The sequence below is a fragment of the Streptomyces achromogenes subsp. achromogenes genome (genome assembly GCF_000720835.1).
Lineage (GTDB): Bacteria > Actinomycetota > Actinomycetes > Streptomycetales > Streptomycetaceae > Streptomyces > Streptomyces achromogenes.
Genome location: NZ_JODT01000035.1, coordinates 22677 through 42378, shown reverse-complemented (window position 1 = coordinate 42378; position 19702 = coordinate 22677). Strand labels below are relative to the sequence as shown.

The window sequence follows — 19702 nt, the reverse complement described above, 5'->3', positions numbered from 1 at the left end:
GCGAGGCTCCCCGGGCGGACCGGAAGCACACCGAGGAGAGGAGGCGCCGTGCCGGACACGGACGTGGCCGTCGTGGGCGCGGGTGCCGCCGGGCTGTCGCTGGCCCACCGGCTCGCGGGACACGCCCCCGGACTTCGGACACCGTCCGTGGTGCTGGTGGACGCGCCGCCCGGCCCGCTGCGGCCGCCCCCGCGGACGTGGTGCCACTGGACGGCGGGAACGGGACGGTTCGACGCGGCGGTGCGCGCCGAGTGGCGGCGGCTGAGGGTGCGCCCGCGCACCGGCGCCCCGGTCGAGGATGACATCGACCCGCTGCGGTACCGCATGATCCGCTCCGACGACTTCGAGCGCCTCGTCTCCCGGGACCTGGCCCGCAGCCCCAACGTGCGGCGCCTGGAGGCGACCGTGGAAGCGGTGGAGGACGTACCCGGCGGTGCGCTCGTCCACCTGAGGGACACCGGCGGCCGGGCGCGCGTGCTCAGCGCCCGCTGGGTGCTCGACTCCCGCCCCCTGGGCAGCCTCCCGGCCGCCCGCACCACCCTGCTCCAGCACTTCCACGGCTGGTTCGTGCGCACCGCCCGGCCCGCCTTCGACCCGGCCGTCGTGGAGCTGATGGACTTCCGTACCCCGCAGCCCGCCCACGGCCTGTCCTTCGGCTACGTCCTGCCGACCGGGCCGTGCGAGGCGCTCGTGGAATACACCGAGTTCTCCCGGCGCACCCTCGCACCGGACCGCTACGAAGCCGCCGTGCGGCACTACGCCGACGAGGTGCTGCGGCTCGGTGAACGGCGGATCCTCGCCACCGAGACCGGTGTCATCCCGATGACCGACGCGCCGATCGCCCGGCAGACCGGGGCCTCGGTCTTCCGCATCGGCGCCGCCGGCGGAGCGACCCGCCCCGCCACCGGTTACACCTTCGCCGGACTGCAACGCCAGACCAGGGCCGTCGCCGACGCCCTGCGCCACGGGCGCCGCCCCCTGCCGCCCGCCGCCCACCCGGCGCGCTCCCGCGTCATGGACGCCGTCCTGCTGCGCGCCCTGGACAGCGGCCGGGCCGACGGCCCGGACCTGTTCGCCCGCCTCTTCACCCGCGTGCCCATGGCACGGCTGCTGCGCTTCCTCGACGGGGACACCCGCCTGTACGAAGACCTGTCCATCGGCCTGCGCACCCCCGTCAAGCCGATGCTGAGCTCCGCCCTGGAACTGCCCCGCCTGCCCCGCCGCTCCTTCGACCCGCCCCCGCCGACGCCTCCTTCCGCCGCCCCGCACCTCCCCCCGACGGAGACCGCATGACACTGTTGCGCGACGAGCACCTCGCCGCCGCCTTCGACCACGCCGCCCGCAGCTACGACACCCTCGTGGCCGCCAACCCCGGCTACCACGCCCACCTGCGCCGCTCGGTGCGCCGGCTCCGCCTGCCCGGGCAGGGCCGGGGACTGCGCCTGCTCGACCTCGGCTGCGGCACCGGCGCCTCCACGGCCGCGCTGCGGTCCGTCCTGCCCGCCGCCCGCATCACCGCCGTGGACGCCTCGGCCGGCATGCTCCGGCGGGCCGCGGCCAAACCGTGGGCGGACGGGGTCACCTTCGTGCACGCCCCCGCGGAGCGGCTGCCCGAGGCCGGGGTGTCCGGCCCGTTCGACGCGGTGTTCGCGGCCTATCTCTTCCGCAACGTCACCGACCCCGACGCCGTACTCGCCGCCGTGCGCGGGCTGCTGCGGCCGGGCGGCCGGCTCGGCGTGCACGAGTACACCCTCCGCGGGCGGCACACGGACCGCGCGGTGTGGACGCTGGTGTGCCGGGGAGTCGTCCAGCCGGTCGCGACCCTGCTGGGCGACGGGCCGCTGTACCGGCACCTGTGGCGCAGCGTGGTGGACTTCGACACCGCCGGACGGTTCGCGCGGCGGCTCGGCGCGGCCGGCTTCGACCAGGTCCGCGCCCTGCCGCTGCCGGGCTGGCAGACGGGCATCACCCACACCTTCGTCGCCCGCCGGGCGCCCGCCCCGAGGGAGAACGCATGAGGCGCACCAGGACCCAGGGCCAAGGCGCCGCACGCCGGGGCCGCGACCGGCGGGCCCGCATCCTGCCGGCCCGGCCCGGCACCTCCCGGGTGCGGGGGACCCCGCCGACGGTGGCGGTGGTCGGCGCGGGGATCGCCGGCCTGGCCGCCGCCACCGCCCTCGCCGAGCGCGGGGTGGCCGTCACCCTGTACGAGAAGCGGCCGTACCTCGGCGGACGGGTCGGCGGATGGCCGGTCGAACTGCGCGACGGCACCACGGCGACCATGAGCCGCGGCTTCCATGCCTTCTTCCGCCAGTACTACAACCTGCGCGGACTGCTGCGACGGACCGACCCTGGCCTGGAACGGCTCACCGGCCTCCCGGACTACCCGCTGCGTCACGCCACCGGCCTGCGCGACAGCTTCCGGCACGTCCCGCGCACCCCGCCGCTCAGCGCGCTCGGATTCGTGGCGCTCAGCCCCTCCTTCCGGCTCGCCGACCTGCGCGCGATGGACCCGCGGGCGGCCCTGCCACTGCTCGACGTGCGCGTGCCGGAGGTGTACGACCGTCTGGACGGCACCAGCGCCCACGCCTACCTGGACGCCGTGGGCTTCCCCGACAGCGCCCGGCACCTGGCCTTCGAGGTGTTCTCGCGGAGCTTCTTCGCCGATCCGCGTCAGCTGTCGGCGGCCGAGATGGCGCTGATGTTCCACATCTACTTCCTGGGCTCGGCCGAGGGCCTGTTGTTCGACGTGCCCCGCGCCCCCTTCCCGGCCGCCCTGTGGGACCCGCTCGCCCGCCGGCTGGCCCGGCACCACGCCGAGGTGCGCACCGGAACAGCCGTCGAACACCTCGCGCCCACCCGGGACGGCCGTCTCGTCGCCACCACCGGCCGGGACGAGCGCCGCTACGACGCAGTCGTCCTCGCCCTCGACACCGCCGGACTGCGCTCGCTGGTCGGCCGCTGCACGCAACTGGGCGACGCGCCCTGGCGCGAGCGGATCGGACGACTGCGGACCGCGCCCCCCTTCCTGGTCAGCCGGCTGTGGCTGGACCGGCCCGTCGCACCCGACCGGCCCGGCTTCCTCGGCACCAGCGGCTTCGGCACCCTGGACAACATCAGCGTGCTGGGCCGTTACGAGGACGAGGCGGCACGCTGGAGCGCGCGTACCGGGGGCTCCGTCGTCGAACTGCACGCCTACGCCGTACCGCCCGGAGCCGCTCGGGACGTCGAAGAGAAGCGCCTGCTCGAGCAATTGCGCCGCGTCTACCCGGAGACCGGCCCGGCAACGGTCCTCGACGCCCGCCACGAGTGGCACGAGGACTGCCCCCTGTTCCCGGTGGGCGGCTACGGCGACCGTCCCACCGTCCGCACCCCGCACCCCCGGCTGGTCGTGGCGGGCGACCTGGTCCGCACCGGCCTGCCCGTGGCCCTCATGGAACGGGCCGCCACGAGCGGCTTCCTCGCGGCCAACGCTCTGCTGGAGCGGTGGGGTGTGCGGGGCCAGACGCTGTGGACGGTGCCGGACCGAGGGCGCAGCGCACTGCTCAGGGCCCTGGCCACCCTGGGACGGACACCCGCCGGCCGCGGCCGGGCGGACTGACGGAGGACACCCCTGCCCACCCGGCCCGAGTCCGCGGAAAGTCGAGTCCGATGCCCGGATGTCCCGTGGGCCCGGATGTCCCGTGGGGAGACACTCGTCCGCCACCGGGTGTACCGGGCCCGCGCCGGCGTACTCGCTACCGTGGCGGAGCGGACCCCTCGCCCGCCGAGGCGGCGTACGCCTCCCAGTCGGCGCGTCCGCCCACGCCCATGACCCCCGTGCCGGCCGCGAAGCCGGCGGCGGGCATACGGCGCATCTCGCGGCGGGCGACACGGGTGACCAGTACGGGGAACAGCGGACGCAACGGCTGGCACCAGCGCAGCCAGGGCGGGGCGTAGACGTGGGCCGCACGGCGTTCCACACCGGCCGCGAGCCAGTCGGCGACCCGCTCGGACGTGTGCACCCGGCGGGCGAACCACGGTTGGTGGGCGCGCAGGGCACGCAGCACCGGGTGCTCGTCCAGACCGGTGAGCATGTCGGTCGCGGTCCAGTGCAGGTAGGCGATGCCGACGGCGATCCCGTCGGGCTCGACCTCGCCGCGCAGGGCCTGCGCGAAGGACTCCGCGCCCGCCTTGGACGCGCAGTAGGCGCTCATCATGGGGGCCGCGCCGAACGCGGCGGTGGAGTCGATCTGCAGGAAGTAGCCGTGCGTGCGGGTGAGCTGTGGCAGGAAGGCGCGGGCGGTGTTGGCGGAGCCGACCAGGTTGACGTCGATGACACGCCGCCACAGGCCGGCGTCGGTCAGCCGGAAGGGGCCGCCGGCCGCGACACCCGCGTTGGCGACGACCACCGACGCGTCCCCGAGCCGGTCCGCCACCTGCCGCGCGGCCTCGTCGAGCGCGTCCGGTTCGGTGACGTCGCACTCGAAGCACAGGTTCGGGGTACGGAGCGAGGCCGCGGCGGCGCGCAGGGTCTGGGCCTCGCGGCCGAGCAGCGCGACGTGCATGCCGGCGGCGGACAGGCGGCGCGTCAGGGCTTCGCCGATCCCGCGGGCCGCACCGGTGACGACGGCGACGCGGCCCCGCAGGACCGAGTCGCCGGAGACCGCGGTGCCGGGCCGCGGCCCTGAGATGGGGACCATGGTTGTACCTCGCTCCGGGCGGCGCGCGGGTGAGGCACCGGACGTCCACGGACATCCCGCGCCGCCGACACGCGCGGACGACCACGAGTACCCGTCCCGGCGTCCTCGTACGCGCACACCGGTCTCCGGAGCCGTGGCCCGCGTCGCCGCCTTCCGCGCGGTGCGGGATGCGTGCACGGCGGTTCGGACCGAACCGCACCACCGCTCCCTCGGTGCACCGCGCCCCGTCACCGGACGTGATCAGCAGCGCTCCCCTCCCGGCAGGGCTCCAGCCATGCCGGGCCCGCCCACGAGCCCATCGCGAACGGCACCGTGGCCCGGCAGTCTGTCCAGGTCAGCCGGGCCGACGTGGTTACCACGGCCAGGTTCGGCACCGTCGGCCGCCCGGTGCGCGGGTCCATGATGTGTGTGCCCCGCTCGGCCGTACAGAGGTCGCCGACAGCTCCTCCGCGCCCGCCGCCGAGATCACTGCCGCGAGACCGCGGGCCGCCGACCCACTCCCCGCGGGGTGGGCGGGGTGCGTGTCGGCGGAGGCGGGGACGTGCAGATGGCGGGCTCGCCGGAGCCACGTCGAACCCGCCGGTAGCCGCGGCGGTCGGCCGGGTCGGCCGGGTCGGCCGGGTCGGCCGGGTGGGCCGCGACGGGTGCGCAGCGCCGGTACCAGGCGAACCGTCGTCGCGGCGCATCGCGAGTGAGGCGGGCAGGCGTGCCCACCAGGCGCCCGTCACCGTCTCCGGGCGCGGCCCGCCCGGCAGGGCCGAGGCGAGCAGCGCGAGTGGCGCGGCGGCGCGAGCGAGTAGCCAGAAACGCCCTGTGACCAGCGCGCCGGCCCGAGGGAGGCGGTATCCACCCGCGTGACGCCATGATCTACGGTCTTCTACTGCACCAACAATGATCTTCGACAACGGGGAGATACGCACATGCGCAAGACAGCAACCCTCACCATCAGTCTGCTCGCGGCGGCGGTCGTGATGACCGGGTGTGGCAGCGAGAAGAAGCACGCCAGCCCGGCCAAGACGAACGAGGCTTCACCGAGCACCTCGGCGAGCGGCGAGGCGAAGGGCTCCGCGTCGGGGACGAAGGGTGCTCCGCATCAGGTGGTCTTCGAGGTGGGCGGCACGGGCGCGGCCCAGATCATGTGGAATGGCAACAGCAACCACTTCGAACAGGTGACGCTGCCCTGGACCAAGACGGAGTCCATGCAGCTGGAGGGTGCCGAGCTGAAGGTCGGCGTCTTGGTGTCGGTGGTGCCCGGCTCGGTCAAGGGCCCGGACGGGATGCTCAAGCCGGCCCCGTGCACGATCAAGGTCGACGGCAAGCAGGTCGCTGACAACCAGGACGGCAAGTCGCCCAAGCCCTGCGAGTACAAGCTCAAGGACTGACAGCCGGTCACCCCCTTCGCCTCGCTCTGGCGAGGCGTTCACGTGCGCTCCGTGGCACCGCGTTCCCCTACGCGCGGTGCCACGAAGCCGACTGGCCCCGACCCTTGGGAGCGCCGTCGACATCCAGAGGGCTTCCCATCGTGCCGACGGACCGGCCCGGCGCTCAGCAGGCTCCTGGAGCGCCGCCCTGATCTGCGGCGGAGGCCATGTCCATGCCCGGCAAGGCCACAGAGGCGAACCTCTGCCAGAACGGCAACCAATGAGGCCGCCGGGACGTCGGACACCACATGGAACATGAATGGCTCTTCTTGCTCATACCGATGGTGATCGGGGTGAGTTTCCTCGGCGTCGGCGTGTACGGACTTCGCCGCGCCGGCGCGCTTCGCCGCAACGGAATCACCGCGGTGGGGCGAGTCGTACGTCTTGACACCAGGCGGGACGACGACGGAGCCAAGTACCACCACCCGGTCGTCGCCTGGACCACCCGGGACGGACGCGCGTGCACATACCCTTCCGCGTTCGGCCGCGGCACCGTTCTCCCCGGCTTCGGCACCGGAAGCTCCGTCACGGTCCTGTACGACCCGGACAATCCCCGCCGCTTCGAGATCCGAGGCTGGGATTCCAAGCCGTTCCACCTGCTCTTCGCCGGGGTGGGGACAGCGCTCACAGCAGGCACGTTGCTGGTCCTCCTCGTCCTGGCATGATCGGCGGCGGTCGATGTGATGTCAGGCAGGAGCTACCCATGGACAAGACCGAGCCACTACTTGCCGCGCGTGTATCCGCCCATGCGACCGTAGGAGCACAGCTCTCGTTGCTCAGCGACCGAAGGCTCGGCGACGCGGTGGCTGCCGCTCCGGCACTGGGCTCGGGCATCGGTGGCAGACGGGGCGAGATGGAGGTCGCGGGACTGCCTGTCTTCGTCAAGCGGATCCCACTGACGGACATCGAGTCGCGGCCGGAGCATGTGCGCTCCACCGCCAACCTGTTCGAACTCCCTCTCTACTACCAGTACGGGGTGGGTTCGGCAGGGTTCGGGGCTTGGCGGGAACTGGCCGCCCACGTCATGACCACCACTTGGGTGCTGAAGGGTGAGTTCGCCGGTTTTCCGCTCATGTATCACTGGCGGGTTCTGCCGGACCGGCCTCCAGCTGACTTCGCTGACGAGTTCGGAGGCGTCGAGGGGGCCGTCGCGCATTGGGAGGGATCGCCTGCCGTACGTCATCGGCTGGAAGCCATCGGAAAGTCCTCCCTCAGCCTGGTGCTCTTCCTGGAGCACGTGCCTCGGACACTCGCGGCCTGGCTCAACGACCCAAGTGGGGCGGCTGGTACGGAGCCCAAAGGTGACTCCTCCTACCTGTGGGTGGAAGACGCCCTGTTGCGAGGAACCGAGTTCATGAGTTCACGTGGGCTGGTGCACTTCGACGCACACTTCGCCAACCTGCTGACCGACGGCCGACAGGTGTACTTCGCGGACTTCGGGCTCGCACTCAGCCGCCACTTCGAGCTCTCGGCTCAAGAAGCGGCCTTTCTTGCTGATCACCTCGTGTACGACCGATGTTACGCACCGTGGCATCTGCTGCGCCATCACTTGCCCCAGGCCCTGCGCGGCGACACGGAATTCGCAACCTTTCTGCGCGAATGGATCGCAGGCCGCCGCCCCGACGGTGTTTCTCCCGGAATCACGGCGATCATCGATCGACATGCCCCGCACGCCGCCGTCATGGACGACTTCGCCCATCGACTCGTTACGGAGACGAGGCGCACTCCCTTCCCCGCAGATGAGGTCCGGAAAGCTCTGGCCGGCGTGTCAGCGCCGGAGTGAACGGCGCGTAGCAGATGTCGCGGGAGCCGCTCTCGTGCGGTGGCCGCCGGCGGAGGAACGCGACGGTCGGAGGCGTCGTGCCGTTTCCGGGGTACACGACGATCAAGACCGGGGAACGGATCACGGAAGGAGACGAGTTGTGCGGAAGGGTGAACAGATCACTGGTGCGGCGCGTGAGAAGCTCGCGCGGGAGATGAAGGAGCAGTACGAGGGCGGGAGGTCCATCCGGGCCATCGCCGAGGCTTACGGCCGGTCGTACGGGTTCGTCCACCGCGTTCTCACCGAGACGGACGTATCCCTGCGCGGCCGTGGCGGGGAGCAACCGCAGCGGCGCCTCGGCCCGGCCGTCCCCTCAGGCCGGTAGCCGTCTCCGCGCCGGGCGGCGGCCCGCCGTCCGCGGCAGGCGACCCGCCGCCCCGGCGCGGGGACGGGCCCCGGCTGGCCGGCTGTCGCCGCCCCATCGCACGGCACCGCCAGGCCGCCTGGCCCGTCCGGCTCCGTTCAAGCGGTAAGTGCCGAGGCCAGGTCGTCGCAGAGGTCTCGGGGGTTTTCCAGTCCGATGTGGAGGCGAACCAGTCGGGGCGCGTCCGCCGGGATGGCGAGGGCCCGCAGATGGTGGGGTACGGCGGGCATGACCAGGCTCTCGAACCCGCCCCAGCTCGTGCCGAGGCTGAACAGGGAGAGACGGTCGATGAACCGGGTGAACGTCGCTTCGCTGCACGGGGCCAGCTCGACGGTGAACGGACCTGCCGCACCGGAGAACTGCGAGCGCCACAGCTTGTGACCGGGATCGGTTTCGAGCGCGGGGAAGAGGACGCGCTGAACCCTGGGCTGTGACCGCAGCCACTGTGCGACGGTGCGGGCCGAGCGTTGGTGGCGTTCCATGCGCACGGCCAGTGTGCGCAGTCCGCGCAGTGTCAGCCAGCAGGTGTCCGGGGCGGCATGGGTGCCGCTGCGGTCACAGTAGGCGCGAACGCCGGCCAGGGCGTCGAAGGTTCCGGTGACGAGTCCGAGCAGGAGATCGGAGTGGCCGTTGATGAACTTGGTCGCGGCATGGACGGAGATGTCGACCCCGAGCGCGTGCGCGTCGAAGAAGACCGGTGTTCCCCAGGTCGCGTCGCATGCGACGGGGACGCCTCGGTCGTGCGCCGCCGCGCAGATGGCGGGTACGTCCCACATCTCCATCGTCAGCGACGCGGGGGTCTCCACGAACACGAGGCTCGTCGTGTCGCGCAGCAGGGCCGATACGTCGGCGTCGTGGGCGAAGTACTCCACGTCCGTTCCGGACGGCACCAGTTCCTTGTCGCAGAAGACCCGGGTGGGCCCGTACACGCCCGCGCTCACCAGGATGTGGCGTCCGGGACCCGCGTGTGCGGCGAGCACGGCGGTGATCGCCGCCAGCCCGCTGCCGGTCGCGACGCACGTCTCGGCGTTCGCGAGCTCGGCCATGGCACGTTGCAGCTCGAAGGTCGTCGACGTGCCGGATCTGCCGTAGCGCGGACCGTCGAAGACCAGCTCGCTCTGCGCCCGCTTGTAGGCGTCGTACGAGTCGAACACGGTGGTCGAGGTGCGTACCAGCGGAGGGTTCACCGCGTGCGCGGCGGCCGCAGTCTGCCTAGCGGCGTGAATCACAAGGGTCTGCATGTCCATCAGATCGTCCTTCGGTGAGCAATGACATGGCGCTTGTCGAATCCGACGTGGTGTTGACGCGGGTCCGGCGGTGCGGCGGGTTCGGGCAGGTCGCGGAAGAACATTCGGCTCAGCAGAGGCATCAGGACGAGCGGCACCAGGGCGGTCCGCAGGGACGTGGCGTCGGCGAGGCCGCCGATGACGGGACTGGCCAGGCCACCGGCGCTGACGCTCAGACCGAGGGTGATCCCGCCGGCGGTGCCCGGCCGGGAGGGCAAGTAGTCCTGGCCGAGCGTGACCTGAAGCGAGAAGGGCACGTACAAGCTCACCGACGCCAGGGCCACGAACAGGTAGACCGCCGGGCCCGGTACCCACACCACCCCCGCGATGGTCACGGACGAGATCGGGTACGACCAGCGGGAGACCGGCACCCGGTGCCAGCGGCTCGCCAGAAATCCGCCCAGCACCGAGCCGATCGCACTGCCTCCGTAGAGCACGGTCAGGGCCGCGGTCCCGACGGCCGCGCCGCCGCCCAGAAGCGCGACGAAGGTGCTCAGACCTGCGAACGCGATCGACCGGAAGACCACGGCCAAGGACAGCTTCACGAAGGAGGCGATGTCGTCGCTTCCGGCCGGCACCGACGTACCGGCTCCGTCGGCCTGCCACTGCCGCAGGTCGCGCACCACGGGCAGGCACAACATGGCACCGGCGAGGGCCGGCAGCACCAGCAGCGGCGTCCGGCTCAGTGCCCCGGAGGCCACCACGGCGGAGACCATGAGCGGGGCCAGCGCGAAGCCGATCGTCCCACCGGTGGAGAACCAGCCCATGGCCCGGTGGCTGCCCTGGCCGGCGATGTGGGCGACACGGGCGGATTCCGGGTGGTAGGCGGCCACGCCGAGGCCCGAGAGCGCGACGCACACGAGCGTGAGCGCGTACGAGCCGCCCAGTCCGCTCAGCGCGATGCCGACACCGCCGAGCAAGGTGCCGGCCGGCAGCAGCCAGGGCATGGCCCCAGCGGTCGGTGAGCGCGCCGAACACCGGCTGCGCCACCGAGGACAGCAGCGAGGCGGCCGGCACGATGCCCGAGGCGACCACGTAGGGGTAGGCGCGTTCGTCGATGAGGAACGGCACCAGGGCCGCCACGGCACCTTGGTAGATGTCGACGCAGGCGTGCCCGACGGACAGCAGGGTGATCGACGCATTCCTTCGCACCCCACCATGGTCCGGACCCGTCTTCGTGTCGCGCTTCCGATAAACTGCCGGATGATGACGGAAATCCGCCATGAGCCGGTCGCTCCGACGCGCACCCAGCGGCTGGCACCCGGCGGCGCGATCGACGCCCATCGGCACGACGACCACCAGATCGTCTATGCCGGGCGAGGAGTGCTGGCCGTCACGACCAGCGCGGGCTCCTGGGTCGCCCCGGGCACCCGCGCCATCTGGGTACCCGCCGGCGTCGTCCATGCGCACCAGGCCCACGGCGAACTCGAACTGCATCTGGTGGGACTGCCCGCGGCCGAGAACCCCCTCAACCTCGACGCACCGACCGTGCTGGCCGTCGGTCCGCTGCTGCGTGAACTGATCATCGCCTACACCCACACACCCGACGACGACAGCCCGGAACGGACCCGGTTGCGCGCGGTACTGCTCGACCAACTACGGGCCTCTCCCCAGGAACCGCTGCACCTGCCCACGCCGGCCACACCGCTGCTGCGTGCGCTGTGCGAGATCCTGCTGGCCGATCCGGCCGACCCCCGCACCCTTGCCGAGCTGGGCCGCCGGGTCGGCGCGAGCGACCGCACGCTGTCCCGGCTGTTCCGCAGCGACCTCGGCATGACCTTTCCCCAGTGGCGCACCCAGCTGCGGCTTCAGCGCGCGCTGATCTTGCTGGCCGAGAAGGAACCGGTGACCACCGTGGCACACCGGTGCGGCTGGTCGTCGGTCAGCGCGTTCATCGACGTCTTCCGGCGCACCTTCGGCCACACACCGGGCGCCCACCCGACCGACTGACCGACGCACCGCGCCCGGCAGGCCGCTGCCAACTCCCGCGCCGGAACGGCCAGGGCCCGGTGCACTTCGTAGGCGTTCACGCGAGGTTGTTGACGGCGACGTAGGCGGACATCCGGATGACCTGGGCGAAGGAAGCCGGCACCGGTGACACCAGGAACCCCGTTGGCGCCGCATTCCTGACGGCAGCGGCCTTACCGCCCCTGGAGTGGTTCGTCCAGGACGTCCTGATCCACTGCATGGTGATCTCCGCTGCAACCACCTTCCGCCCGGGACTCTACGGCGACCGCGGCTTCTACCGCACCGGCGGCCCCCTTGACGGCCGCCGTTGCCTGCCACCTGGCGAACTGAGGCATCACAAAGCCCTGGTGAACACCGCACCTCTCCGAACCCTCACCGGGTTCCTGCTGTGCCGGCGGGACTCCGGCAAGGTGTTGTCCCCGTGCGGGCCGGAGGCCGGGTGTGTCCGCCCGCCCGGGACCGGGGGGCCGTCAGCCTGTGGGCGTGCCGATCTGGTCGCGTTCGAGTACGGAGCGCAATTTCGAGAGGGCCCGGACGGCGGCCGCGGCCGAGGAGCCGTCGAGTGTGTCTCCGATCAGCGCGGCGAGTGTGTCGGTGAAGGTTTCCTCCGCCGCGTCGGCGAGTTGGGAGCCGTCGGCGGTCAGGGCCAGCAGGGAGGAGCGGCGATCGGACGGATTCGGCTGCCGGACGATCCATCCCTGTTTCTCCAGGCGGTCGGCGCTCTTGCTGGTCGCGCCGACGCCGATGGCGAACTCGGCGGCGAGGTCCGCCACGCGGGCCCCGGGGTGGTCGCGCAGGTAGCGCAGGAACTCGAACTGCGAGGTGACGATTCCGTGCCGCTCGCGGAGACGGTCGTTGAGGGCGTTGTACAGACGCGTCTCGCAGCGGACCAGATCGGAGAAGAAGCCGGGGAGGTCGACTCCGTCACCGCTCAACTTATATGCCATGGCATATAGTGTAGTGGAAGCTACCTACGGCGGGAGCATACCCATGAGCAAGGAACAGCGTGCCCGGATCGACGCGATGATGCGGCAGCCGCGACCCGAGGGTCCCCGGTCGGTCGAGGAACTGCGTGCCGGTTTCAAGGCGTTGATGGCCCGGATGATCGTGCCCGACGGCATCCGCGTCACACAGACGACGCTCGGCAACCGTTCCGCCCTGCATGTCGAGCCGGGCAACGGACCCCGCGCCGGGACGATCCTGTACTTCCACGGCGGCGGCTTTGTGTTCGGTTCCCCCGAGACCGCCCTGCCGCTGACGGGACAGCTCGTGGCCAGGACCGGCTTCACGGCGTACTCGGTGGACTACCGGCTCGCCCCCGAGCACCCGTTCCCGGCCGCGATCGAAGACACCCTGAACGCCTACCGCGCCCTCCTCGACACAGGAATGGACCCCTCGACCATCGCGTTCGCCGGCGACTCGGCCGGCGGCGGCCTCACCGTCACCACCTGCCTCGCCGCCCGTGACGCGGGCCTCCCACTGCCCGCCGCCATCGTGGCGTTCTCCCCTGGCCTCGACGCCACCCGCACGGGCGAGAGCATGGACACCAAGGAAGGCATCGACCCGATCTTCACCCGTAAGGCCGTTGAACACACCGGGGCCATGTACCTGGCGGGAGCCGACCCCCACCAGCCCCTGCTCAGCCCGGCCGTCCTCGCCGACCTGACCGGCTTCCCACCCATGCTGATCCAGGTGGGCACGAACGAGATCCTGCTGGACGACTCCACGCGCCTTGCCGCGCGGGGGAGGGCGGTCGGGGTGGACGTCATCCTGGACGTCACCGCCGACGTGCCGCACGTTTTCCAGTCGTTCGCCGGCATCCTGGACGAGGCGGACGAGGCACTGGACCGCGCGGCTCTCTTCCTCGGTCAGCGTCTTCGCGCCGGGAACGCGGCAAGCGTGTCGGCGACGTAGGTTCAGCCCCGGTCCGCACTCGGGCTGGGATCACCCCGTCCACCCACGACGAGCAGGAGCGCAGCCGCCCGGCGCGTCAGGCAAGAGCCGCCAGGGCCGCTTCGGACGGGCTTCCGGCCGTCGCCTGGTACACGATGATCACCTGTTGCTCGGCGCCGCCGACGGTGAGCGCCTGCCTGCGCAGGACGAGGCCGCCGACGACCGGGTGCGTGAAGCGCTTGAGCTCGTCCCGGGCGGGCCGTGGCTCGTGCCGCAGCCACAGACGACGGAACTCCTCGTCCGTCTCCAGCTCGGCGACCAGGCGGACGGTCCCGGGGTCGCGTGGGTCGGCTTCGGCGCGCAGGGCCGCTGCGGTCTGCGCGGCCACCTCCGCCCAGTCGGGAAAGAGCCGGCGGGACGCCGGGTCGAGGAACACCGCTCGGACCAGGTTGCTCCCGGGCTCGTACATCGGGGCGAGCGCACGGGCCTTCTTGTTCGCCGCCAGTACGTCGAAGCCCCGGTCGCGGACGTACGCGGGGCGGTCCGCCCACGCGTCGAGCAGCCGGTGCACGTCCGCGGAGACTTCGGTCCGTGACGGCGGCACGGGGCCGGGACCGGCGAGGGCGTGCAGGTGGGCGCAGGCGTCGGCGTCCAGCCTCAGCGCCTGCGCGAGGGAGCGCAGCACCTGGGGTGAGGGGTGCCGGTCGACGCCCTGTTCGAGCCGGACCAGGTACGGCTCGCTGATTCCGGCGAGCCGTGCCAGTTCCTCCCGGCGCAGTCCTGCCACCCGGCGGCGTCCGCCGGCGGGTATCGCCGCGTCCGCCGGAGCGACCCGTCCACGCCGGGCCTTGAGGAAGTCTCCCAGAAGATTGTCGGCCGCCATGATGCGAGGGTAACCCTGTAAGGGTGCTGGCTGCCGAGGCGCGAACGGCGCAGGCTCGATGCCATGAAGACCTGGTTCATCACCGGCGCGTCCCGCGGCTTCGGCCGTATCTGGGCCGAAGCCGCTCTCGACCGCGGCGACCGCGTCGCCGCCACCGCACGTGACCTCGACACCCTGCGGCCCCTCCGCGACGCCCACGGGGACGCCGTCCTCCCGCTCCGCCTCGACGTGACCGACCGCTCCGCCGTGACCGCCGCGGTGCGGCGGGCCGCCGAGGTCTTCGGCCGCCTCGACGTGGTCGTCAACAACGCGGGCTACGGCCTGTTCGGCATGGTCGAGGAAACCACCGAAGAACAGGCCCGCGCGCAGCTCGACACCAACCTGTTCGGCCCGCTGTGGGTGACGCAGGCGGCCCTGCCGTACCTGCGGGCCCAAGGCAGCGGCCACATCCTGCAGGTCTCCAGCCTCGGCGGTCTCGCCGCCTTCCCCACGCTCGGGCTGTACAACGCCTCCAAGTGGGCCCTGGAGGGGATGAGCGAAGCCCTGGCCCAGGAGGTCGCTGCGTTCGGCATCAACGTCACCCTCGTCGAACCCGGCCCCTACGGCACCGACTGGTCGGGCGCCTCCGCGGTGCACACCGAGCCGCTGCCCGCCTACGAACCCGTCCGCGCCGCGCGCCGGGCCGGTGCGTCCGCCCGCACACCCCAGGACGCGCGAGGCACCGCCGCCGTCGTCCTCGAACTCGTCGACACCGACGAACCACCCCTGCGGCTCTTCCTCGGCACCTACCCCTATCCGGTGGTCGAGGCGGCCTATCGGAAGCGGCTCGACACATGGAACGAATGGCGGCACCTCGCCTCCCGCGCGTGACCGGCACGGAGCACCCCGCGCCGCCCGCGCCCCCCGCGCGTCACCTGCTGGTCACCGGCATCGAGTACGGCACGCCTCGACGGCAGCCGCTGCGTCCGTCCGCGCGCCGCCCGGACAGGAACAGGGCGTCCCAGTGGTTCGAAGACCGTCAAGACCCGGGATTCACCCGGAGGACGACCCGCCGACTACCCGTAAAAATCGAGCGGTTGAGGTTCACTGGTCTTCGGGGGCGAAGCCGCTCCGGGACGGCGTTCGGGGATGCGGGACGGAGTACGGGGATGCGGGACGGCGGTGCCGAACGGGACCAGGCGGACGGGGACCTCGGTGGAGTGTCGGACGAGGAGCTGAGGGAATGGGTCGCCAAGGCTCGTGCCGAGTTGGCCGGGCACCCGCCGGGCGGTGACCCCGATGCCTCGGCGACGCGGGTGATGACGGCCCTGTGGCTCGCGGAGCTGGCGACCCGCCAGGGCGATCCCCGCGATCTCGAAGCCGCGATCGCCGCCGTCGACCAGGCGCTCGGCGACGACCCCGGCCACCTCGACGCACCCCAATGGCGCGGCATCCTCGGCCAACTGCACTGGTACCGCTACGAGGCGGCCTCGGACCCGGGGATGTCCCCGCAGCAGCAGGCCGACCTCCTGGTGGAGCCCGTCCGGCACCTGGAGACCGCCGCGGCCGTCCTCGCCCCGGGCGAGGAGATCACCCGTCAGGTCCGCGCCCGGCTGGGCGTCGCCTACGGAGCCCGCTACTGCTGCCTGAACGACCCGGCCGACCTCGACGCCGCGATCACGGAACTCGGCGAGGCACTCGACGGCGTGCCCGAGCCCATGGGCCAGCAGGCTTTCTTCCGTTTCCACTACGGCCGGCAATACGCCCGCCGCTACGACCTGACCGGCGCCACCGCCGACTGTGACCGGGCGCTCGCCGAGATCCGGCGGGCAGTGAAGGAGGGGGAGGAGTCCACCGAGTGCGAGGACGCCTGGTTCCCGATCGCCCGCGTCCAGCTCGCCCGGATCCTGCTCCTGCGTCTGCCGGACGCTCGTGAACACCGCGACCGCGCCGACGCCGCGCTCGCCCTGGCGCACCTGGACCGGCTGCCGCTCGACAGCCCCGAGCTGGCGGAACTCCCGCTGCCGCTGCTGAGGAAGTACGGCATGCTGCTGTGCGAACGGGCCGGGGAGCAGACGCGGTCCGAGGACGCGTCACGGGCGCTCGCCGTGTTGCGGCAGGTGGCCGAGCGGTGGCCCGTGGACGCCCCCGACCGCTGGATCGCCCTGATGTCCTTGGCCGCCGGATGGCAACTGGTCGGGCTCGGCACGCTCGACGCGGAGGCGCTGCGCGCCACGGAGGACGCGTACACCGACACCCTCGCGGCGTGCCCGCCCCGGTTACGGCACTTCGTGGAAGCCACCCGCGGCTACGTCAGAGAGGTACGGGTACGCGCGGGACATCTGCCGGACGTGCCCGGCGACCCCGTCGTCCACGCGGGCCGGCAGGCGGCGAAGGCCCTGCGACAGACCATGGCCGAGCCGGGCACGAGCGGACAGGAGACCGGCGAAGACGGGGCGGGGGAGCTGCCATCGCTGGGTCTGACGGGTGTCGGATCCGGGGGCGAGGACCTGCAGAGGGTGATCGAGCGCTGCGAGCACACGGCCGCGGTGCCCGCCCTGCGCCGGCTGCCGTTGATGCTGATGGCCTTCTTCGCGCCCTTCCTCGGCGAGTTGGGCATCCGGCCCACCGCCGAGGAGGTGCGGGAGCGGATCCGCGCGGCCATGGACGCCCTGCCCGAGGACGACCCCGTGCGGGCGAGCCTGCACATGGTGGCCGGACAGGCGGTGATGACCGAGGCCGGTCAGACCCACGACCTGGAGCGGGTCGAGGTCGCGCTGGAGCATTTCGACATCGCCCTCGCCATGACGGACACCGACGCGGGGACGGACGACGCGGCGGAGGACGCCGTGTTGCGTGGCAACCGGGAGGTCTGGCGCGTCAACGCGCTCTCTTTCCGGGCACAGGTGCGGGGCACGCAGGACGCCCTCGCCGAGGCCGCCGCCGCATTGGCCGTCCTGCGCGCCGATCAGTCGGTGACGGCGTACACGCGTGTGTGCGCGGCGGTGCAGCACGCCCTGATCAGGGCACGCCAGGCGTTCGCCGTGCACGACGTCGCCGGGCTGGCCGCGGCGGCGGCCGACCTGCGCGACGCCCGGGACAGGCTCCCCGCCGACGACGCCCTACGGACCAGGGCGGCCGCCCTGCTCGACGCGCTGACCTCCGCCCAGCGCTTCCTCGCTCCCGGAGCCGAGCCGCCGTCCGAGGACATCGACATCGACCGGGTTCGGTACGCATCGGTGCCGCTGCCACCGGCGGACCGTGCCGAGGCCCGGGGCTTGGCCGGTCTCGCACTGGGCCTGCGGGTCCTGGAAGGCCGGGAGGCCGGCCGGATCGACGACGCCATCGCACTGTTGGAGGAAGCCCTCGCACCGCCGCATCCCCGCGCCGACGGAGGGAATCGGTTCCGGTTCGCCCAGGCCCTGGCCCTGCTCCGGCTGCGCAGATACCGTGCGGGCCGCGAAGAGACCGACCTGGACGAAGCCGTCCGCTGGTCCGAGACGGCCGTGCGGCTGCTGACCCATCCGGGCCACTCCGGATGGGCGCTGGCAGTCATGCAGCTCGCCGACGCCTACCGCACGGCCGGCCTGGCCGGACGCGGCGACCCGGCCGCCCACTTCGCCCGCAGCCGCGCGGCCGGGCTGCGGGCCCTGCGCGGTCACGCCTGGCAGGTCCTGCTGCAGTCCCGTGCGCAGTACACGACCGAGGCCCTCTCCCTGTCCGCCGCCCATGCCCTGACGGTGGCCCGCTGGTGCATCGCCGACGGCTGCCCGGACGAAGCGGTGCGGGCACTGGACTCCGGCCGCGGACTCGTCCTGCACGCGGCCTCGGCGGCCGGCACGGTACCGGAACGGCTGACGGCCGCGGGCCGCCCCGACCTCGCCGCCGAGTGGCGTACGGCGGCCGGCGCGGATGACCTCGCACCGGCCGGTGACATCTCCGGCGACCTGCGGTACCGGGCGCTACGGGTCCTGGCCGGCACGGACGGCCTCACGTCCGACACCGACGATCTCGTGTCCGGTACTGATGGCCTCGTGTCGGGCACCGAGGACCTCGCGTCGGGCACCGACGATGCCATCTCCGGTCCGCCGGCCGACGGTGCCGGTACGACGGGGCCGCTCACTCGTCCCGGCGACCTGCTCAACCCGCCCTCCCTCCGTGACATCGCCACGGCACTGCGCCGTACCGGAGCGGACGCGATGGTGTACCTGGTGCCAGGCGAGCGGACGGGATCCGGCCAGGGCGGCTCGGCCGTCACCGTCCACGCCGACGGCCGCACCAGCCTGCTGTACCTGGCACAGCTGACGGCCGACGCGCCCGCGCTCACCTCCTACCTCGGCCCGGGCCCGACCCCCGCGGACCGGGACATGGGGCCCGCCGACGCGGGGCCGCCGCCGTCCGCCGGCGGCCGGGACATCGGACGCCGCACGCTGGAAGACCTCTGTGACTGGGCGTCGCAGGCCGTGCTGGAACCGCTCCTCGCGCACCTGCGGGCCGAGGGCGCCACCCAACCCCCCAAGGTCGTGCTGGTGCCGATGGGACACCTCGCCGCCGTACCCTGGCACGCGGCCCGCAGACCTGCGCCGGGCGGCCGGTACCGGTACGCCGTCCAGGACGCCGTCATCTCGTATGCCGCTTCGGCCCGGCTGTTCTGCGAGGTCGTCGCCCGCGAGCCGGTTCCCCGCGACGCACCGGGCCTGGTCGTCGGCAACCCGACCGGGGACCTGCCCCACGCGGGCCGGGAGGCCGCCGCCCTGCACGCCGCCTTCTACCGCGGCGCGCCGTACCTGGGCCGGCACGAGTCGGGCACGTCGAGCGGCACCGGCACTCCGGCACAGGTGCTCGGCTGGCTGCGGCTGCGCGGTCTGTCCCCGGGCGGGGTGCTGCACCTGGCCTGTCACGCCGACGTACCCCGGGACGCGGCGGCCCGCACCGCGCGGCTGCACCTCGCGGGCGGCACCCTGGCCGCCGAACAGCTCACCGAGCGTGCTCAGCACCGCAACCGGCCCGGCCGGCTGGGGCTGGTGTCGCTGGCCGCCTGCACCACCCATGTCTCCGGGCGCGGCTACGACGAGGCGTTCACGCTGTCCACGGCGTTCCTCGTGGAGGGGGCCAGGTCGGTGCTGGGCTCGCTGTGGCCGGTGCCGGACGCGGCCACGTCGTACCTGATGTTCATGGTGCACCACTACCTGAACGCGGAGGGTGCGCGCCCGGCCGTGGCACTGCGGCTCGCCCAGTTGTGGATGCTCGACCCCGACCGGCGTCCTCCCGCCTCCATGCCGCCCGAACTGGCCCGCCAGGCCGGCACCGTGGACCCCGACGACCTGCGGGGGTGGGCGGGCTTCACCCACCTCGGCCAGTGAGGGGGTGACGCGACCGGCTCGGACCGACTGCCACCGCAACT

The 19702-nt window shown here is 72.7% G+C and carries 15 protein-coding genes and 2 pseudogenes; 11 read left to right on the top strand and 6 right to left on the bottom strand.

Annotated elements, in window-relative coordinates; all coding sequences use genetic code 11:
- The first annotated feature begins 48 nt into the window (after nucleotides 1-48).
- The 3 genes from IH25_RS0130060 to IH25_RS0130050 are packed head-to-tail and all read left to right on the top strand — an operon-like array spanning nucleotide 49 to nucleotide 3601.
- Nucleotides 49-1293, top strand: coding sequence for a lycopene cyclase family protein (locus IH25_RS0130060; protein WP_030617639.1), 1245 nt, complete (start codon nucleotides 49-51; stop codon nucleotides 1291-1293).
- A complete protein-coding gene (locus tag IH25_RS0130055) occupies nucleotides 1290-2018 on the top strand; it encodes a class I SAM-dependent methyltransferase (RefSeq protein WP_030617637.1) in 729 nt (242 codons plus the stop codon). The genes IH25_RS0130060 and IH25_RS0130055 overlap by 4 nt, the downstream gene beginning before the upstream one ends.
- Entirely contained in the window at nucleotides 2015-3601 is a 1587-nt protein-coding gene (locus tag IH25_RS0130050; protein ID WP_030617634.1) for an FAD-dependent oxidoreductase, read from the top strand. Before IH25_RS0130055 ends, IH25_RS0130050 begins: the two co-directional genes overlap by 4 nt.
- Nucleotides 3602-3737: 136 nt before the next feature.
- Here IH25_RS0130050 and IH25_RS0130045 read toward each other — a convergent pair whose 3' ends face one another.
- The gene (locus IH25_RS0130045; RefSeq protein ID WP_051754222.1) at nucleotides 3738-4682 is read right to left on the bottom strand and encodes an SDR family oxidoreductase; all 945 of its coding nucleotides are present in this window, start codon (nucleotides 4680-4682) and stop codon (nucleotides 3738-3740) included.
- Between the two features lie 187 nt (nucleotides 4683-4869).
- Nucleotides 4870-5163, bottom strand: a pseudogene (locus tag IH25_RS40075) (FAD:protein FMN transferase); the annotation flags it as partial.
- Between the two features lie 439 nt (nucleotides 5164-5602).
- Between IH25_RS40075 and IH25_RS0130040 the strand changes: the two are divergent.
- The 4 genes from IH25_RS0130040 (at nucleotide 5603) to IH25_RS43225 (ending at nucleotide 8250) form a co-directional block, all read left to right on the top strand.
- Entirely contained in the window at nucleotides 5603-6064 is a 462-nt protein-coding gene (locus IH25_RS0130040; protein WP_030617631.1) for a hypothetical protein, read from the top strand.
- Nucleotides 6065-6468: 404 nt separating this feature from the next.
- Complete coding sequence (locus IH25_RS0130035) at nucleotides 6469-6768, top strand: DUF3592 domain-containing protein (RefSeq protein ID WP_457852785.1); 300 nt, start codon at nucleotides 6469-6471, stop codon at nucleotides 6766-6768.
- A 38-nt stretch (nucleotides 6769-6806) separates the two neighbouring features.
- Nucleotides 6807-7886, top strand: coding sequence for a protein kinase family protein (locus IH25_RS0130030; protein ID WP_030617627.1), 1080 nt, complete (start codon nucleotides 6807-6809; stop codon nucleotides 7884-7886).
- Nucleotides 7887-8025: 139 nt separating this feature from the next.
- A complete protein-coding gene (locus tag IH25_RS43225; protein ID WP_030617625.1) occupies nucleotides 8026-8250 on the top strand; it encodes a helix-turn-helix domain-containing protein in 225 nt (74 codons plus the stop codon).
- 137 nt (nucleotides 8251-8387) lie between these two features.
- Here the strand turns inward: IH25_RS43225 and IH25_RS0130020 are convergent, their stop codons facing one another.
- Nucleotides 8388-9536: a trans-sulfuration enzyme family protein gene (locus tag IH25_RS0130020; RefSeq protein ID WP_030617623.1), complete on the bottom strand. Its 1149-nt coding sequence runs from the start codon at nucleotides 9534-9536 to the stop codon at nucleotides 8388-8390.
- Nucleotides 9536-10727, bottom strand: a pseudogene (locus tag IH25_RS37925) (MFS transporter). The gene IH25_RS0130020 and the pseudogene IH25_RS37925 overlap by 1 nt, the downstream one beginning before the upstream one ends.
- 54 nt (nucleotides 10728-10781) lie before the next feature.
- On the opposite strand from IH25_RS37925, the gene IH25_RS0130010 reads away from it, so the two are divergent.
- Nucleotides 10782-11525, top strand: a complete 744-nt coding sequence (locus tag IH25_RS0130010) for an AraC family transcriptional regulator (protein WP_037655889.1) — start codon at nucleotides 10782-10784, stop codon at nucleotides 11523-11525.
- A gap of 488 nt (nucleotides 11526-12013) precedes the next feature.
- Here IH25_RS0130010 and IH25_RS0130000 read toward each other — a convergent pair whose 3' ends face one another.
- The gene (locus IH25_RS0130000; RefSeq protein ID WP_030617617.1) at nucleotides 12014-12490 is read right to left on the bottom strand and encodes a MarR family winged helix-turn-helix transcriptional regulator; all 477 of its coding nucleotides are present in this window, start codon (nucleotides 12488-12490) and stop codon (nucleotides 12014-12016) included.
- Between the two features lie 43 nt (nucleotides 12491-12533).
- Here IH25_RS0130000 and IH25_RS0129995 point away from each other — a divergent pair, with 43 nt between their 5' ends.
- Entirely contained in the window at nucleotides 12534-13457 is a 924-nt protein-coding gene (locus IH25_RS0129995) for an alpha/beta hydrolase (protein ID WP_030617612.1), read from the top strand.
- A gap of 76 nt (nucleotides 13458-13533) precedes the next feature.
- Here IH25_RS0129995 and IH25_RS0129990 read toward each other — a convergent pair whose 3' ends face one another.
- Nucleotides 13534-14319 (bottom strand): helix-turn-helix domain-containing protein, encoded by a 786-nt coding sequence (locus IH25_RS0129990; RefSeq protein ID WP_030617609.1) that lies wholly within the window; start codon nucleotides 14317-14319, stop codon nucleotides 13534-13536.
- A 63-nt stretch (nucleotides 14320-14382) separates the two neighbouring features.
- Here IH25_RS0129990 and IH25_RS0129985 point away from each other — a divergent pair, with 63 nt between their 5' ends.
- Nucleotides 14383-15189, top strand: coding sequence for an SDR family oxidoreductase (locus tag IH25_RS0129985; RefSeq protein WP_030617606.1), 807 nt, complete (start codon nucleotides 14383-14385; stop codon nucleotides 15187-15189).
- A gap of 278 nt (nucleotides 15190-15467) precedes the next feature.
- Nucleotides 15468-19661 carry a CHAT domain-containing protein gene (locus tag IH25_RS38705; protein WP_051754219.1) on the top strand — a complete coding sequence of 1398 codons (4194 nt, stop codon included), beginning with the start codon at nucleotides 15468-15470 and terminating at the stop codon, nucleotides 19659-19661.
- Nucleotides 19662-19702 lie beyond the last annotated feature (41 nt).

What these genes read in the sequence shown, in the direction of transcription:
- IH25_RS0130055 (WP_030617637.1), top strand. Translation starts at nt 1,290, where the DNA reads ATGACACTGTTGCGCGACGAGCACCTCGCCGCCGCCTTCGACCACGCC.
- IH25_RS0130050 (WP_030617634.1), top strand. Translation starts at nt 2,015, where the DNA reads ATGAGGCGCACCAGGACCCAGGGCCAAGGCGCCGCACGCCGGGGCCGC.
- IH25_RS0130045 (WP_051754222.1), bottom strand. Translation starts at nt 4,682, where the DNA reads ATGGTCCCCATCTCAGGGCCGCGGCCCGGCACCGCGGTCTCCGGCGAC.
- IH25_RS0130040 (WP_030617631.1), top strand. Translation starts at nt 5,603, where the DNA reads ATGCGCAAGACAGCAACCCTCACCATCAGTCTGCTCGCGGCGGCGGTC.
- IH25_RS0130030 (WP_030617627.1), top strand. Translation starts at nt 6,807, where the DNA reads ATGGACAAGACCGAGCCACTACTTGCCGCGCGTGTATCCGCCCATGCG.
- IH25_RS0130020 (WP_030617623.1), bottom strand. Translation starts at nt 9,536, where the DNA reads ATGGACATGCAGACCCTTGTGATTCACGCCGCTAGGCAGACTGCGGCC.
- IH25_RS0130010 (WP_037655889.1), top strand. Translation starts at nt 10,782, where the DNA reads ATGACGGAAATCCGCCATGAGCCGGTCGCTCCGACGCGCACCCAGCGG.
- IH25_RS0130000 (WP_030617617.1), bottom strand. Translation starts at nt 12,490, where the DNA reads ATGGCATATAAGTTGAGCGGTGACGGAGTCGACCTCCCCGGCTTCTTC.
- IH25_RS0129995 (WP_030617612.1), top strand. Translation starts at nt 12,534, where the DNA reads ATGAGCAAGGAACAGCGTGCCCGGATCGACGCGATGATGCGGCAGCCG.
- IH25_RS0129990 (WP_030617609.1), bottom strand. Translation starts at nt 14,319, where the DNA reads ATGGCGGCCGACAATCTTCTGGGAGACTTCCTCAAGGCCCGGCGTGGA.
- IH25_RS0129985 (WP_030617606.1), top strand. Translation starts at nt 14,383, where the DNA reads ATGAAGACCTGGTTCATCACCGGCGCGTCCCGCGGCTTCGGCCGTATC.
- IH25_RS38705 (WP_051754219.1), top strand. Translation starts at nt 15,468, where the DNA reads ATGCGGGACGGCGGTGCCGAACGGGACCAGGCGGACGGGGACCTCGGT.